Here is a 15,548-nt window from a genome sequence, read left to right as displayed (position 1 = left end):
TTTTACCAAAAAAACAACTAGACTAAAATTAAACGTTATTTATATTTATAAAATAAAGGAGTTTTATATGAATTTTATTGCTTTAGACTTTGAAACTGCTAATCAAAAACGGAACAGTGCTTGTTCAATTGCAATTGTAATGGTCAGAAATAATCAAATTGTTGATTCATTTTATTCATTACTTAATCCCAATGACAAGTTTCATTATCGCAATGTACAAGTTCACCACATTACTGAGGACCAAGTTCAAGATGCACCAACATTTGCTGAAATTTGGCCTTACATCAAACCTCTTTTTACAGATAGTCTGTTGACGGTAGCGCATAATGCACCTTTTGATAATAGTGTTTTGAAAGCTTGTCTCAAAAAATATAATTTCCCTGTACCTAACTTTTTATCACTAGATACTGTCAAAACCAGTCGAACTTTCTATCCTGATTTACCAAATCATAAGCTTAACACTGTTTCTGATTACCTTGAAATTGACCTTAAAAATCACCATAATGCTTTAGCTGACAGTCTGGCATGCGCCAATATTTTAATTAATCAATACCAGCAATTTGGCAGCACGCCATTAAAAAAACTAGTTAAACAGGTTTAACCTGAAAAACTAGTTTTTTTCAATTCTTCAATTAGTTCGTTATTTTTTTCGCCAATTGCTTCTAATATGAAGTGGCGTTTTGTAGAATCAATTTCATTATCTAATCGTTCAATTTTAATACGTAAGTAGTCTTCGGGTAGTTGATCTAAAACATTTACTGACCACTCCATCACAATAACTGGACCCTGATCAAAATAGGATTGCAAATCAATACTACTCATATCGCCATCTTCTAGGCGATACATATCCATATGAAATAATGGTAGTCTACCCTTCAAATATTCACGCACAATTGTAAAGGTTGGGCTTTTAATTGGACGTTTAACTCCTAATGCAGTAGCAATGCCTTTAGTTAAAGTTGTTTTTCCTGCACCTAAATCACCATCTAATAAAATAAGTGTCTTAGGTGTGACAAGCTGCCCTAGTTGTTGGCCAAAAGCCATTGTTTGTGATTCATCTTGTGTAACAAATTGCATTTCATTCACCTCTTTAAAGCGATTGTGCAGCAGTTAAAATTGCAGTTTTGTAAACATCTTCTTCATTAGCACCACGAGATAAATCAGAAATTGGTTGGTTAAGTCCTTGTAAGATTGGGCCTACAGCTTCATAGCCACCCATACGCTGTGCAATTTTATATCCAATATTTCCGGATTGTAATTCTGGGAAAACAAAGACATTCACATGACCAGCCACTTTTGACCCTTTTGCTTTTGATTCTCCAACAGAAGGCACAAAAGCAGCATCAAATTGGAATTCACCATCGATATCTAAGTCCGGTGCCATTTCTTGTGCGATTTTAGTTGCACGTTGTACTTTTTGAACTTCTTCACTATTGGCTGATCCCTTAGTTGAAAAACTTAGCATCCCTACTTTAGGTTCTAATCCAGCCATTTTAGCTGTTTCAGCAGATAAAACAGCCACTTCAGCTAACTCTTTATCAGTTGGATTAATACTAATAGCACTATCTGCAAAAATGTATCTTTCATCGCCTTTTTGCATAATAAAGGCGCCGCTAATACGGCTAATACCTGGTCGAGTTTTAACTATTTGTAAAGCACTACGAACGGTTTCAGCAGTAGAATGAACGGCACCTGATACCATGATATCTACTTTGTTCATATACACTAGCATTGTTCCAAAATAACTCACTGTTTTGAGCATTTCTTCTGCTTGTTCACGTGTTTCTTTACCTTTACGACGTTCTAGAAAAGCTTCAACCATTGAATCAAATTCATCATAATTTTGAGGGTCTAAAATTGAAAGTCCTTCAAGAGACAATGATAGTTCAGTTGCTTTATTTTCAATTTCTGCTTGGTTGCCAAGTAAAACTGGATTTAACAGATTGTCTGCTTTCAAACGAACAGCAGCTCTTAAAATTCGTTCATCATTTCCTTCAGGGAAAACAACACTAATATTTTTTCCAGTAATTTGTTCTTTAAATAACTTAAATAAATCCATAATCAATTCTCCTTGATAGTTTTAAGGGGTTTCGGGAAGTTGCCAGTTGATAGGAGCTTCTCCGAATTGTTCCAAGGCCACATTGATCTGTGAGAATGGTTTTGAACCAAAAAATCCTCGATACGCAGACAACGGACTTGGATGGGGTGATTTAATCATGACATTTTTTGTTGAATCAATCAACTTACTTTTTTTCTGAGCATAAGCTCCCCACAGGATAAAAACAACATCTCCACGGTTACTTAATGCTTTAATAGCGGCATCTGTTAATTGCTCCCAACCCTTTCCAGCATGGGAATTAGGCTGATGATATTGAACCGTTAAAACCGTATTTAACATCAAGACTCCTTGGTCTGCCCACGACTTCAAATAACCATGGTTAACGGGTTCAATTCCTAAATCTTCTTTTAATTCTTTATAAATATTTTTTAAAGATGGTGGTAATTTTGACCCAGGTAAAACACTAAAACTTAATCCATGTGCTTGGTTAGGATTATGATAAGGATCTTGCCCTAAAATTACGACTTTTGTTTTGTTGAATGGTGTTAATTTAAATGCTTCGTAAATATGATGCATCTCAGGATAAATTACTTGTTGACTGTATTCCGATTTCAAAAATCCTCTTAATTCTTGATAAGATTCAGATTCAAAGCTTGATTTTAAAACTTGATCCCAATCATTTCCAATAAGTTGTTTCATTATTAAACCTACTTTACTAATTAATATTATTTTATGTTAAAATTTAAGTATAACTTTAGGAGGTGGCTCTTTTGATTAAATTAATTGCGTCCGATATGGACGGCACATTATTGAATGACAAACTTGAATTATCACAAACAAATGCACAAACAATTAAAAAAGCACAAGAAAAAGGTGTTGAATTCATCGTAGCTACAGGACGTAGCTTAACTGAAGCTCGTCCATTAGTTGAAGGTGCTGGCTTAAAAGCAAGCTACATCACATTAAATGGTGCGATGGTTTTTGACCCTGACGGTAATGTTGCGGTTGAAATCCCACTTGAAAAAGAACGTACTCAAGACTTAATGACATTACTAAATCAACACGGTTTCTATTTTGAACTGGTTACTAACAAAGGTCTTGTTTCAGATAGCCGTGTTGGTCGTATCAAAAATGTTGCAGACTTGATTGTTTCATTAAACCCTGGTACTGATTTCAAAACAGGAATCGCACTAGCTTCTGCGCGTGCTGAACTAATGGATATCCTTTATGTTGATGATTATAACAAAATTTTAAATGATGATTCTTTCAAAGTCATGAAAATGGTTGTTTTTGATGAAAACGGTCCGGATGTTTTCAAAGATTTACGTCATACTTTAGAACAAAAAGATGACTTAATTATCACTTCTTCATCCCCTAACAATGTTGAAATCAATCATAAAGACGCCCAAAAAGGAATTGCTTTAGCACGCTATGCTGAAGAAAAAAACATTGGTATTGCAGATGTTATGGCAATTGGTGATAACTATAACGACGAGTCAATGATTCGTACTGCCGGATTACCCGTTGCTATGGAAAATGCTGTTCCTGAAATCAAGGAGCTATCAAAATACATTACAGATACTAACAAAAATAATGGTGTGGCTAAAGCGATTGAACATTTTATTGATTTAAATTAGTATAAAAAAACCTTACCTTTTAAAAGGTAGGGTTTTTTTATACTAATTTTTCTAAAATACGCAACGAAAAAATTAGATCATAAATCACATTCTCATGGTTATCATTAAAATCTAAACTCATCCACTGAATAATTCTAGACGCATTTGAACGAGAAACTAATTCATACATCCGATTGCTTTTTAAAACGGGATAATCATTTTTTGTCAAAAAATGAACCATTAATCGGTTAAGGGTTTCTAATTGTAAATCAACGGCAATTTTGGTTTTTAACTGAGCGAACAATAATTTTTCAGTTTGTAATAACAGTACTAGATTTTTAAACTTTAAATCCAGTGACTGCGACCGCCTATTAAAAATCATTCTGACTTCTTCTGTAAAAATATAGAGATAAGCCTGTTCTAACCCTTGATGAAAATAGCGATAAAAAGTTGATCGATGAACGTTTGCAAGTTTACATATTGAAGTTACGGTGATTTTAGGAGATTCTTTTATTAATTCACTTTTGATATGATTACAAATTGTCAGCAAATGATTAGCCATAGTTTTACCATCCTTAGATTTTGTCTTATTATTTAATTATATACGTTAACGATTAAAAAAGACATTTATTTTTCACCAAAAACTTATCTTGAATATAAAAAAAGCTAATTGTTAATTTACAATTAGCTATCTTATTTTTAATAAACGCTGCATATCTCTTTCTTGATCACGGCGACGAATTGTCTCACGCTTATCATAATTTTTCTTACCACGACCAACACCAATTAAAACTTTGGCAAAACCACGTTTTAAATATATTTTCAAAGGAACAATAGTTAACCCTTTTTCCTGTTGAATACCCAACAAATGTGCAATTTGCTTTTTATGCAGCAATAGTTTTCGATTCCGAGTCGGTTCTTGATTAAATTGGTTACCTTCTTTATATTCACTGATATGAACATTTTCCAACCAGGCTTCGCCTCTTCGAACACGAACATATCCATCCTTAATATTGACACGACGGTTGCGTATCGATTTAATCTCAGTTCCAGTCAAAACTAGCCCCGCCTCAACTGTTTCATCAATAAAGTAATTATGGTTAGCTTTTCTATTTTGTGCAATTAAATTATCAGTGCTTTTTTGTTTTTTCACGGCTTATCACCCCATGATTATCTAGATTTTTTAGCTTTCTTAAAATCTTGACGGTTATTTGGTCCTCGCTTGTCTGAAGATTGACGATTATCAGGTTGATCATTGCGACGACATTTGAATGGACGTTTTTTACGACGGCTATTGTTTCTATCATCTTGTCCACTTTTTGGCATTATAACCTCAGCTTTACCATCGGTACGCTTAACTTGACGCTTTTCCTGTTCAACTTTTTCATCGTAAATTTCAAAGTCAATTTGACGTTGTTCAAGATCTGCTCGAATTAGCGTTACTTTAATTGCTTGTCCAATTTTAAATTGACGATTTGTCTTCTTACCCACTAATGTTAATTGCTTTTCATCGAATGAGTAAAAATCATCTTTCAAGTTAGTAATATGAATTAGACCTTCTACTGTGTTTTCTAACGCTACAAACATTCCAAAACTTGTAACTGAACTAATCACAGCATCAAAACTCTCTCCGACTTTATCAATCATATATTCAGTTTTCTTCAAGTCGTTAACTGCACGTTCTGCATCAATCGACTTTCTTTCTTGTTGTGAAGAATGTTCAGCGATAACAGGTAATTCTGATTCGAAATGTTGTTTAGCTTTTTCAGTAGCACCTTTTTCAAGGTACTGGTGAATTAGTCGATGAACAATTAAATCAGGGTAACGACGAATTGGCGATGTAAAGTGTGTGTAGTAAGACGCTGCTAGTCCAAAATGACCTAATTGATCTTCACTATAACGAGCTTGTTTCAAACTTCTCAGCATCATTGTTTGAACAACCGGTTCTTCTGGTGTTCCCTGAGTTTTAGCTAAGATTTTTTGTAATGTTTTTGGTTCTAAATCATTTGGATCCGCTTTAATATTTAATCCAAATGCTGAAATAAATTCAAAGAAGTTTGTCACACGTTCACCTTCTGGTGTTTCGTGAACACGATATAAAAATGGCACGTGCTTCTTATTGAAATGCTCAGCAACTGTTTCGTTAGCCATCAGCATAAAGGATTCAATCAACTTTTCAGCTGTTCCACGTTGTCTTAATTCAATATCTACTGCGTGACCGTCTTGATCTACAACGATTTTAGCTTCATTTTCTTCAAAGTCAATTGCGCCTCGCTGATGACGTTTATTAAATAAGGCATGGTGCAAATCTGACATTTGATGTAACATCTCTTCAGATTGATGATATTTATCTTCTAATCCTGACATATCATTATCTAAAACAGAATTCACATTATTATAAGTCAAACGACCATGTGATCGAATAACACTAGCATAAATATCATAATCTACACGCTCACCTTCTGGTGTTATTTCCATATCACAAGATAAAGCCAATCGATCTTCATCTGGATTTAGTGAACAAATACCATTTGATAAACGGAATGGCAACATAGGAATAACACGATCAACTAAGTAAGTACTGTTACCACGTTCAAAAGCTTCTTTATCAAGTGGTGAGTTTTCTGTTACATAGTGACTAACATCAGCAATGTGAACTCCTAGGTGATAATTTCCATTATCTTTTTTCCAAACAACCACTGCATCGTCAAAATCTTTTGAGTCATCACCATCAATTGTCACCATGTTTTGATTGCGAATATCACGACGATTAATCATATCTTCTTGTTCAATGTGATCAGGTACACTATTCGATTGTTCTAATGACTCTTCTTCAAAGTCCGTTTTGATATCATTATCATAAACTAGTGACATGATATCAACACCTGGATCATTCTTGTTCCCTATTGTAAGTAACGCGTTCCCTAACATACGAGTTGGAAACTCTGATGAAGGATAGTCAGTAATTTCTACTTTAACCATATCTCCCATCTGAGGGTGAATTCCTGTTTTAGAAATGTATGCTGAATAAGCACTTAACTTGCGGTTTTTACTTTTAACATAACCGTAAAATCCCGTTTTATTAACCATGACATCACTGTATGGCATGAATTCACCGACCATTGTTTTCAATCCGCGATCAAGAATTTGGCTAACTTGACCCTCTGGGCCCTTGTTGTTCCAAGGATTTTCGCCTTTGATAATTTTAACTTCAACAGTATCACCGTCTAATGCAAAATTTGTATTTGGTTTTGCGATAAAAATATCGTCTTCATCTTCATCATCTACTCGAACAAATCCAAATCCTTTATCATTTGCACGAAAAAGGCCTTCAACTAGTCGGTCTTCTTGCACTAATTGGAATTGCCCTAACTCATTAGAAAAAATTTTATTTTCATTTTCTAAAAAAGTTAACGTTTTTACCAAATCACTGAACTCGACTGTATCGCGGCCTCGTCTTTTTCTACTAATTTGATCGACAGTATATTTAAAAGTTGGTTTTTGTCTGAATATTTCAAGAATATCAGCAATCATTTGCTCATTTTGAGCCATTAAAACACCTCATTATTGTTATTAAACTAAATAAAACCTCCCAATATTATAGGAGGCTTTGATTATTTTGTAAGCATAGCTAAGACAATCGCAAGAATAAAGAATAATGCGAGAAGAACAGATGTTAGTCGTTCCATAAACGCTTCAAATCCACGCTTTTTAGTTTGTCCACTAAAAAGCTCTCCTGCTCCTCCTGAAAGTGCATTCAATGCATCCTGCTGTTTAGATGGTTGCACCATAACGGCAATAATTGCTAGTACCGAAACAATCACCAATAAAACTAAAACAATATTATACAAGATTTTCCCTCCATAACTTAGAGACTTTACACTATTTACTACTATAACTTTAACATATATCAAGTTTTATTGCTACAAAAAAGCAGGCTCGATAAATCAAGCCTGCTTTTTATTAAACTAATAAATTAATTATTTGTTTAGGTTGTAGAAACTGTTGATACCTTTGTATTTTGAAGTATCGCCAAGTTGTTCTTCAATTCTCATCAATTGGTTGTATTTAGCAATACGATCTGTACGGCTTAATGAACCTGTCTTGATTTGACCAGCATTTGTAGCAACAACTAGGTCAGCGATTGTTGTATCTTCTGTTTCACCTGAACGGTGAGATACGATAGCTGTGTAACCAGCTTCTTTAGCCATTTCGATAGCATCAAATGTTTCTGTCAAAGTACCGATTTGGTTAACTTTGATAAGGATTGAGTTTGCAACACCCATTTCGATACCTTTTTCTAGGTATGAAGTGTTTGTTACGAATAGGTCATCCCCAACGATTTGAACTTTCTTAGCTAAACGATCTGTAAGGATTTTCCAGTCATCCCATTCGTTTTCATCCAATGGATCTTCGATTGAGATAAGTGGGTATTTTTCAACAAGTGATTCAAGCAATGAAGTAAATTCTTCAGCTGTGTATTCTTTGTTGTCAGCAACTGTAACGTATTTACGTTTTTCTGCATCGTAGAATTCTGAAGCAGCAACGTCACATGCGATAGCAATTTGTTCACCTGGTTTGTAGCCAGCACGTTGGATAGCTTCAACAAGGATTTCAAATGGAGCTTCGTTGTTTTCTAGGTTAGGAGCAAATCCACCTTCATCACCAACAGCTGTACTGTCGCCACGTTCTTTCAAGATAGCTTGTAATGAATGGAATGTTTCTGCACCCATACGAACAGCTTCATGAATGTTTTTAGCACCAACAGGCATAATCATGAATTCTTGGAAGTCAACGTTGTTGTCAGCGTGTTCCCCACCGTTAATAACGTTCATCATAGGTGTTGGCATAACGTATGAGTTTGGTCCACCTAAGTATTCGTAAAGAGGTAACCCAAGTTCATCAGCAGCAGCGTGAGCAGCAGCTAGTGAAACACCTAAAATAGCATTAGCACCTAATTTACCTTTTGTTTCTGTACCATCTAGTTCGATCATTGTTTTATCGATTCCACGTTGGTCAGTAACATCTAAACCAATAACTGCTTTAGCAAGTTGTGTATTTACGTTTTCTACAGCTTTCAATACACCTTTACCACCAAAACGTGATTTATCACCATCACGTAATTCTACAGCTTCGTGTTCACCTGTAGAAGCACCTGATGGAACGATTGCGCGACCGAAGCCACCCATTTCTGTGTAAACTTCAACTTCAACAGTTGGGTTTCCACGTGAATCTAAAACTTCGCGACCTAAAATATCAGTAATTACAGACATTTCATTATCTCCTTTAATCTTTATTATACAAGTATATTTTATACTATTTCGATAATTAATTAAACCTTTTGTTTAATTAATCTTGGTAGTTTACTAATGCTAAGAATGATTCTGGATCCAAACTAGCACCACCAACAAGACCACCATCAATATCTGGTTGAGCCATTAATTCTTTGATGCTATCTGGTTTTACAGAACCACCGTATTGTAAACGAACTTTGTCGGCAGCTTCGTCACCGAATTCTGCACGAATAGTTTCACGGATTGCGTGAACTGTTTCTTGAGCTTGTTCGCTTGTAGCAGTTTTACCTGTACCGATTGCCCAGATTGGTTCGTAAGCAACAACTAAACTAGCAACTTGATCAGCTGATAGTCCTTTAAGAGCTGCTTTAACTTGGCCACCAACAAATGCATCTGTTTCACCAGCTTCACGTTGTTCTAAAGTTTCACCAACAGCAATGATAGGTGTCATGTTGTTGTTGAAAATAGCGTGAGCTTTTTTGTTTACATCTTCATCTGTTTCGTGGAAGTATTCACGACGTTCTGAGTGTCCGATAACAACGTATGAAATTCCCATTTCTGAAAGAACTTTAGGACTTGTTTCACCTGTGAAAGCACCTGCATCTTCAAAGTATGCATTTTCTGCTGCTGCTTTAAGGTTTGAACCTTTTGCTGCTGCAAGTAATGCTGAAAGGTCTACTGCTGGTGCAGCAATAACTGATTCAACTTTATCTGAAGCAGGTAGTTGATCTTTAACAGCTTCAACAAATTTTGTTGTTTCTTCTGGGTTGTTATTTAATTTCCAGTTTCCTGCGATAATTGGTGTACGCATATCTTAAAAACCTCCGAATTGATATTATTTATCAGAAATTGAAGCAATTCCTGGTAATTCTTGTCCTTCTAAGTATTCTAGAGAAGCACCACCACCAGTAGAAATGTGAGTGATTTGGTCAGCAATACCTAATTGAATAGCTGCTGCTGCTGAATCACCACCACCGATGATTGTAGTTGCATCTTTCAATGCACCTAAAGCACGACCTACTTCTAGAGTACCTTCAGCAAAGTTACTCATTTCAAATGCACCCATTGGTCCATTCCAAACAACTGTTTTAGCATTTGCTAATTTTTCTTTGAAAAGTGCAATTGATTTAGGACCGATGTCAAGACCCATTTGGCCATCAGGAATATCTTCCCCAACAACTTCGTGAGCTGCATCATTTGAGAATTCTGCTGCGGCAATGTTATCAACTGGTAATACTAATTTGTCGCCAGCTTTTTCAATTAATTCTTTTGCAAGATCTAATTTGTCTTCTTCAAATAATGAGTTTCCAATGTTATGACCTTTAGCAGCTAAGAATGTGTAAGCCATTCCACCACCGATTAAAATGTGATCTGATTTTGGAATTAAGTTTTCAATAACACCGATTTTATCTGAAACTTTCGCACCACCTAAAATAGTTACGAATGGGTGAACTGGGTTATCAACAGCTTCACCTAAGAATTTGATTTCTTTTTCCATTAAGAAACCAGCAGCAACTGGTTTACCAGCAACTTTCATAGCTTCAGATATACCAACGTTAGATGCGTGAGCACGGTGAGCTGTACCGAAAGCGTCGTTTACGAATACATCACCTAATGATGCCCAGTATTCACCTAATTTGGGATCGTTTTTACTTTCACGTTTACCAAAATCGTTATCGATATCTTGGAAACGTGTGTTTTCCATTAATAGAACTTGGCCGTCACCTAAGTTGTTAACAGCATCTTCTAGTTCTTTACCTTCATTTGAAGGAACAAATGTAACATCTTGTTCAAGTAATTCACTTAAACGTTCTGCAACAGGTTTTAATGTTAAAGCTTTTTTATCATCATCTGATTTAATACGTCCTAAGTGAGAAAGCAAAATAACTTTTCCACCGTTTTCTAAAACGTATTTAATTGTTGGAAGTGCTGCAACGATACGGTTATCGTTTCCAATAACACCATCTTTAATAGGAACATTAAAGTCAGCACGAATAAGAACTTTTTTGTCTTTTACATTAACATCTGAAATAGTTAATTTAGCCATGATTTACCTCCAAAATTTCTTTAAAAAAGGCGGAAGGAGTAATCTCCCTCCGCCTCTAACTCTAAACTAGTTATTAAAAGTTGGAATATCTAATTAAAGAGCTGCGAATTTCAATAGAGTACGAACCATTTGACATGTAAATCCGTATTCATTGTCGTACCAAGCAACTGTTTTAACTAGTTGTTTGTCACCAGCAGTTGTAACTTCTGTTTGAGTTGGGTCAAAGATTGAACCGTAAGTAGTTCCGATAACGTCACTAGATACGATTGAGTCTTCGTTCCAACCATAACTTGGGTTGTTTTCTGTATGTTTTTTCATTGCTTCATTAATTTCATCAGCAGTAACTTTCTTGTCTAAGATAGATACTAATTCTGTTAATGAACCATCAACAACACCAACACGTTGTGCGTGTCCTTGTAATTTACCATTCATACTTGGAACAACTAAGCCGATAGCTTTAGCAGCACCAGTTGAGTGAGGGATTGTGTTTGCAGCAGCTGCACGTGCACCACGTGGGTCACCACCGCGAACAGGACCATCTAATAACATTTGTGTAGATGTGTAAGCATGAACTGTTGTCATTGTACCTACTTGAAGACCGAAGTCTTTATCTAGTGCATCTACCATAGGTGCTAGACAGTTTGTTGTACATGAACCAGCTGATACGATTGTATCTTCTGATGTCAATGTGTCATCGTTAACGTTGTAAACGATTGTTTTCAAGTCGCTTCCAGCTGGAGCTGAAATTAATACACGTTTAACACCTGCATCCAAGTGAGCTTGTGATTTTGCTTTTGATGTGTAGAAACCTGTACATTCTAGTACAAAGTCAACACCATCGTTTTTAACCCAAGCAATGTTTTGTGCTTGAGGTTCTGCATATACGTGATATTCTTTACCGTCAACCACGATTGCATTTTCTGTAGCACTAACTTCATGGTTTAATGTACCATGAGTTGAGTCATATTTTAATAAGTGAGCTAATAATGATGGACTTGTTAAGTCATTAATTGCAACAACTTCGATATCGCTTGAGTTTAATTCAAGAATACGACGAAATGCTAAACGACCAATACGTCCAAATCCGTTAATACCAATTTTTACTGTCATAACAGTTCCTCCTTAGGAATTATGTAAAATTATTTTAAAGGGGCATCATTTCCCTTTTAAAATCGAGTTAGCAGCACCTTCATCAGTAATTAACCAAGACTGACTCGGTGCGTGTTTCATGTATGCCTCTATAGCCAGGGCTTTACTTTGACCCGAAGCTACGGCAAAAACACGAGGTATTCGATTAAGATCCTCCAATTGTAGACCAATTCTTGGTATCTTGTAAATCATTTGACTTTGCTGATTGAAGAAATACCCAAAGCACTCAGCAACAGCTTTCTTCTCCGTTAACATTGACCGCGTATCAAGACTTAGTCCACGGCGCTTCGCCATTATTTGTGCGTCCCCGATACTATGAATCACAGCATCGCTGTTTGAAATAAAATCCAACACATCCCCAATATTTTCATCTTTGATTAAAGACTTCATTGCCTCTGAACTTACATTTTCAGGTAAGTACAAAGTACGATAATGTGAATGTGTACTGTTTGCCATCATTTGACAAACGGTATTACTTTGAATTTCAACTGATTCACCTAAGCCCCCTCTTCCGGGAACAAAAAGTAAATCACGATGTCGATTCAATGTTGGGGAAAGTTGAGAGGCTACACTCGACATAGTGACACCACCAAAAACCGTAATAATATTGTGACCGAGTGGCAACAATAGTTTCAACGCGTCATTAAGTGCCTCACCTAAAGACTTAGAAAGATGCGGCTGAACATCGGTATTACCCGGAACAATTACTGCACGGGCTATTTGTAAGTGCGCAGCCAATTCAGACTCAGTCTGACTGACATTGTACACTTTTGCAATAACAGGTGCCAACTGCTCTAATGTTTGCTCGCCTTTTTCAGTCAATGTCATTCCACGACGTCCAATATCAATTAATCCAACTTGTTTTAGATATTCTGTTTCTGTACGCATACTTCTTTCAGAAATCCCAAGTTTAACAGCTAATGAACGCCTCCCAACTGGAGAAAGCCATGAAATTTGTTGTAAAATTTCATATCGCTGTCGAATGACTTTTAAGAAATCCGGAGCGATATTCTCAATCCACGATAAATTATTTAACATGAATGACACTCCCTTTTGGGTCTCAAAACGTCCCTTTAATGTCGCTAGGTGACCCATTAATTTCAAAAAATTAAGAAGCAGCGTTTTGCTATCTCCTTCATTCGACAAATAGAGTATACCAACTATAAAAATTCTTTTCAAGTGAAAAGTTTATTTTTTAATTTGTTGGCTATTTATAATTTTATTGTTATAATTTTCTTGTGTTGCACCTCTAGTGTAATGGATCGCACGCAAGATTCCGGTTCTTGAAATCTGGGTTCGACTCCCAGGGGGGGCATTATTTTTTGACCGCAAAGCATACTTAATCAAGTGCTTTGCGGTTTTTTATTGACTTAAAAATGTTACGATATAAATAATTACATATAGTCAATAAGAAAGCAGGTTTAATTATGAAAATCGCAATTGTAGGCGCTGGCCCTCGAGGAATTTCGACACTTGATCAAATTAATTTAAGCAGCGACCAACTGACTCGTGAATCATTAGATATCATTGTCTTTGATTCTTTTGATATTGGGGGCAGTGTTTGGATAGCTGACCAAAATCATCTCTTAATTATGAATACTCCCTGTGGTCAAGCAACTTTATTTAGTCAAAACACATCTAAAACGCCTAGTTTTTTTGACTGGATCAAATCCCCCAACAGTTCTTTAGCCGTTAAAATCACAAAACTTACACCTAATCAAAAAGAAGCACTTCTAACAGAAATTGAAAACTTATCTGCTACTGATTATGCTTCAAGAAGTTTATTCGGCGTCTATGCTAAGTGGGCTTTTACAGAACTAGTAAGCATGCTTACACAAAAAGAAATTTCTATTAATTTTATTAATCAAGAAGTCACAAGCATCACTGTCACTTTTCCTAATCAATTTGAAGTTCAAACTTCTAGCTTCACAGATTCTTTTTCAGCAGTATTTATGGCAACTGGATTTCCGCTGAACACGCTCACAAAATCCGAAAATAACTTGATCGATTTTGCCGCAGAACATAAACTCACTTATATTCCAGCTAAAAATCCCAGTTTAACTAACCTTGAAACAATCAGGCCACAAGAGACGGTGATCTTACGTGGACTAGGATTAACTTTTTACGATTATGTTACACTTTTAACTCAAGGACGGGGCGGCCACTTTTCAATAGACGATAAAGGTCGATACCACTATCATAAAAGTGGTCAAGAACCAGTTATTTATGGTTTTTCAAGACGAGGATATCCTTCTCATGCTAAAGGAAGCTATGAAAAAGATTTAGCTGAGACAATGACACCTCAATTTTTAACGATTTCTTACCTAAAAAAGCTTAGCCCTTCTAGCTTGTCCTATCAAACTTTTCTTAAATTGATGATAAAAGATTTAGCCTATGTTTACTACACAAAAAGTCTCCCAGATTTAAGCAAAGAGGAGCTTGTTAGTCAATTATCTAATGGACATCTTGATGATAATATTAAAAAGCAGCTCTTACCTCATCGTATTTTTGATTTTGATAAACTAATTCGACCAGAATCAACAGTTAAGCCAAGTGATTTGGATGACTTCTCTTCCACTATTGGAGACTTCTTGCTCGACGATGCAACAGAGGCCTTGCAAGGTAATCAAACAAGTCCAATGGCTACAACATTCGAAATGATTCGTGACCTCAGAAAAAGCATTCGTTTCATCATCGAAAATGATTTATTTGATCCATCAGATTACGTTAATCAATTCTTAGGAAGCTTCAAGTCGCTTAATAACTTTTTAGCTGCGGGTCCTGCCGTTAATCGTTTACTAGAGCTAGAGGCACTTGTTAGATCAAATATTGTTCATTTCATTGCGCCACCTGTTGAATTTAAAACTTCAAAGAATAAATTTATCGTCAAAAATCACTGGCACTCTATAGAGGCAACCACCTTGATTGAAAGTCGTTTGCCAAAAGAATCTGTCATAGCCGCTAATGATAACGTATATAAAAAACTATTGAATACAACTATCAAGCCACACACACTTGACAATGCCAATAACCTACAAACAGGTGCAATTGCTGTAGAGCGAAAAACGAATCAAGTCATTAACTATGAAAATAAAATAGTCAAAAATCTATTCATTTGGGGACTACCAACAGAAGGACTTCATTTTCAAACAACAACTGTTGCTCAGACTACTCCCGATAATTTCTTTATCAAAGAAAGTCAGGAAATGTTTAAAGCATTTATACAAAATATTAATAGCTAAACAAAAAGGATATCGCAATATTGCGATATCCTTTTTGTTTATAGCACTTTTGATAAAAAGTCTTGTGTACGTTTATGTTGTGGATGATCAAAGATTTGTTCAGGTGTGCCCTGTTCAATAATGTGTCCTTGATCAAAGAAT

The 15,548-nt window shown here is 35.7% G+C and carries 15 protein-coding genes, 1 tRNA gene and 1 pseudogene; 4 read left to right on the top strand and 13 right to left on the bottom strand.

Translation table 11 applies throughout. The features are described from left to right. Positions 1 to 67 precede the first annotated feature (67 nt). Entirely contained in the window at positions 68 to 601 is a 534-nt protein-coding gene (locus tag FC86_RS04255) for a 3'-5' exonuclease (RefSeq protein WP_056974835.1), read from the top strand. Here the strand turns inward: FC86_RS04255 and tsaE are convergent. Genes tsaE through FC86_RS04240 form a run of 3 tightly spaced genes read right to left on the bottom strand, consistent with a single transcriptional unit; the run spans position 598 to position 2,758 of the window. Continuing rightward, complete coding sequence (gene tsaE, locus FC86_RS04250; RefSeq protein ID WP_056974834.1) at positions 598 to 1,077, bottom strand: tRNA (adenosine(37)-N6)-threonylcarbamoyltransferase complex ATPase subunit type 1 TsaE; 480 nt, start codon at positions 1,075 to 1,077, stop codon at positions 598 to 600. The genes FC86_RS04255 and tsaE overlap by 4 nt on opposite strands. A gap of 13 nt (positions 1,078 to 1,090) precedes the next feature. Further along, positions 1,091 to 2,059, bottom strand: coding sequence for a phosphate acetyltransferase (gene pta, locus FC86_RS04245; protein ID WP_056974833.1), 969 nt, complete (start codon positions 2,057 to 2,059; stop codon positions 1,091 to 1,093). A 21-nt stretch (positions 2,060 to 2,080) separates the two neighbouring features. After that, positions 2,081 to 2,758 carry a uracil-DNA glycosylase gene (locus tag FC86_RS04240; protein WP_156403342.1) on the bottom strand — a complete coding sequence of 226 codons (678 nt, stop codon included), beginning with the start codon at positions 2,756 to 2,758 and terminating at the stop codon, positions 2,081 to 2,083. Positions 2,759 to 2,829: 71 nt separating this feature from the next. Here FC86_RS04240 and FC86_RS04235 point away from each other — a divergent pair, with 71 nt between their 5' ends. After that, complete coding sequence (locus tag FC86_RS04235) at positions 2,830 to 3,696, top strand: Cof-type HAD-IIB family hydrolase (RefSeq protein WP_056974831.1); 867 nt, start codon at positions 2,830 to 2,832, stop codon at positions 3,694 to 3,696. Between the two features lie 37 nt (positions 3,697 to 3,733). Here FC86_RS04235 and FC86_RS04230 read toward each other — a convergent pair whose 3' ends face one another. From FC86_RS04230 to FC86_RS04190, 9 genes are all read right to left on the bottom strand, one after another. Further along, on the bottom strand, positions 3,734 to 4,237 hold the full coding sequence (locus FC86_RS04230; RefSeq protein ID WP_056974830.1) for a hypothetical protein: 504 nt from the start codon (positions 4,235 to 4,237) through the stop codon (positions 3,734 to 3,736). 126 nt (positions 4,238 to 4,363) lie between these two features. Further along, positions 4,364 to 4,828 carry an SsrA-binding protein SmpB gene (gene smpB / locus FC86_RS04225; RefSeq protein WP_056974829.1) on the bottom strand — a complete coding sequence of 155 codons (465 nt, stop codon included), beginning with the start codon at positions 4,826 to 4,828 and terminating at the stop codon, positions 4,364 to 4,366. A 17-nt stretch (positions 4,829 to 4,845) separates the two neighbouring features. After that, the gene (gene rnr, locus FC86_RS04220) at positions 4,846 to 7,227 is read right to left on the bottom strand and encodes a ribonuclease R (protein ID WP_056974828.1); all 2,382 of its coding nucleotides are present in this window, start codon (positions 7,225 to 7,227) and stop codon (positions 4,846 to 4,848) included. Positions 7,228 to 7,289: 62 nt separating this feature from the next. Then, positions 7,290 to 7,526: a preprotein translocase subunit SecG gene (secG, locus tag FC86_RS04215; protein WP_056974827.1), complete on the bottom strand. Its 237-nt coding sequence runs from the start codon at positions 7,524 to 7,526 to the stop codon at positions 7,290 to 7,292. Positions 7,527 to 7,655: 129 nt separating this feature from the next. After that, positions 7,656 to 8,948, bottom strand: coding sequence for a phosphopyruvate hydratase (eno, locus tag FC86_RS04210; protein WP_056974826.1), 1,293 nt, complete (start codon positions 8,946 to 8,948; stop codon positions 7,656 to 7,658). 76 nt (positions 8,949 to 9,024) lie between these two features. Further along, positions 9,025 to 9,780, bottom strand: coding sequence for a triose-phosphate isomerase (gene tpiA / locus FC86_RS04205; protein WP_056974825.1), 756 nt, complete (start codon positions 9,778 to 9,780; stop codon positions 9,025 to 9,027). 24 nt (positions 9,781 to 9,804) lie between these two features. Beyond that, complete coding sequence (locus FC86_RS04200; RefSeq protein WP_056974824.1) at positions 9,805 to 11,016, bottom strand: phosphoglycerate kinase; 1,212 nt, start codon at positions 11,014 to 11,016, stop codon at positions 9,805 to 9,807. Between the two features lie 93 nt (positions 11,017 to 11,109). Continuing rightward, entirely contained in the window at positions 11,110 to 12,126 is a 1,017-nt protein-coding gene (gap, locus tag FC86_RS04195) for a type I glyceraldehyde-3-phosphate dehydrogenase (RefSeq protein ID WP_056974823.1), read from the bottom strand. A gap of 45 nt (positions 12,127 to 12,171) precedes the next feature. Next, positions 12,172 to 13,203 carry a sugar-binding transcriptional regulator gene (locus FC86_RS04190; protein ID WP_056974822.1) on the bottom strand — a complete coding sequence of 344 codons (1,032 nt, stop codon included), beginning with the start codon at positions 13,201 to 13,203 and terminating at the stop codon, positions 12,172 to 12,174. Positions 13,204 to 13,408: 205 nt separating this feature from the next. Here FC86_RS04190 and FC86_RS04185 point away from each other — a divergent pair. Together FC86_RS04185 and FC86_RS04180 are read left to right on the top strand one after the other, a co-directional pair. After that, a tRNA-Arg gene (locus FC86_RS04185) sits at positions 13,409 to 13,480 on the top strand. Between the two features lie 112 nt (positions 13,481 to 13,592). Then, entirely contained in the window at positions 13,593 to 15,407 is a 1,815-nt protein-coding gene (locus tag FC86_RS04180) for an FAD/NAD(P)-binding protein (protein ID WP_056974821.1), read from the top strand. 38 nt (positions 15,408 to 15,445) lie between these two features. Here the strand turns inward: FC86_RS04180 and glnQ are convergent. After that, positions 15,446 to 15,548: pseudogene (gene glnQ, locus FC86_RS06555) on the bottom strand (glutamine ABC transporter ATP-binding protein GlnQ); the annotation flags it as partial.

It is taken from the genome of Holzapfeliella floricola DSM 23037 = JCM 16512 (assembly GCF_001436605.1).
Lineage (GTDB): Bacteria > Bacillota > Bacilli > Lactobacillales > Lactobacillaceae > Holzapfeliella > Holzapfeliella floricola.
This window is presented reverse-complemented; position numbering and strand designations above follow the sequence as displayed.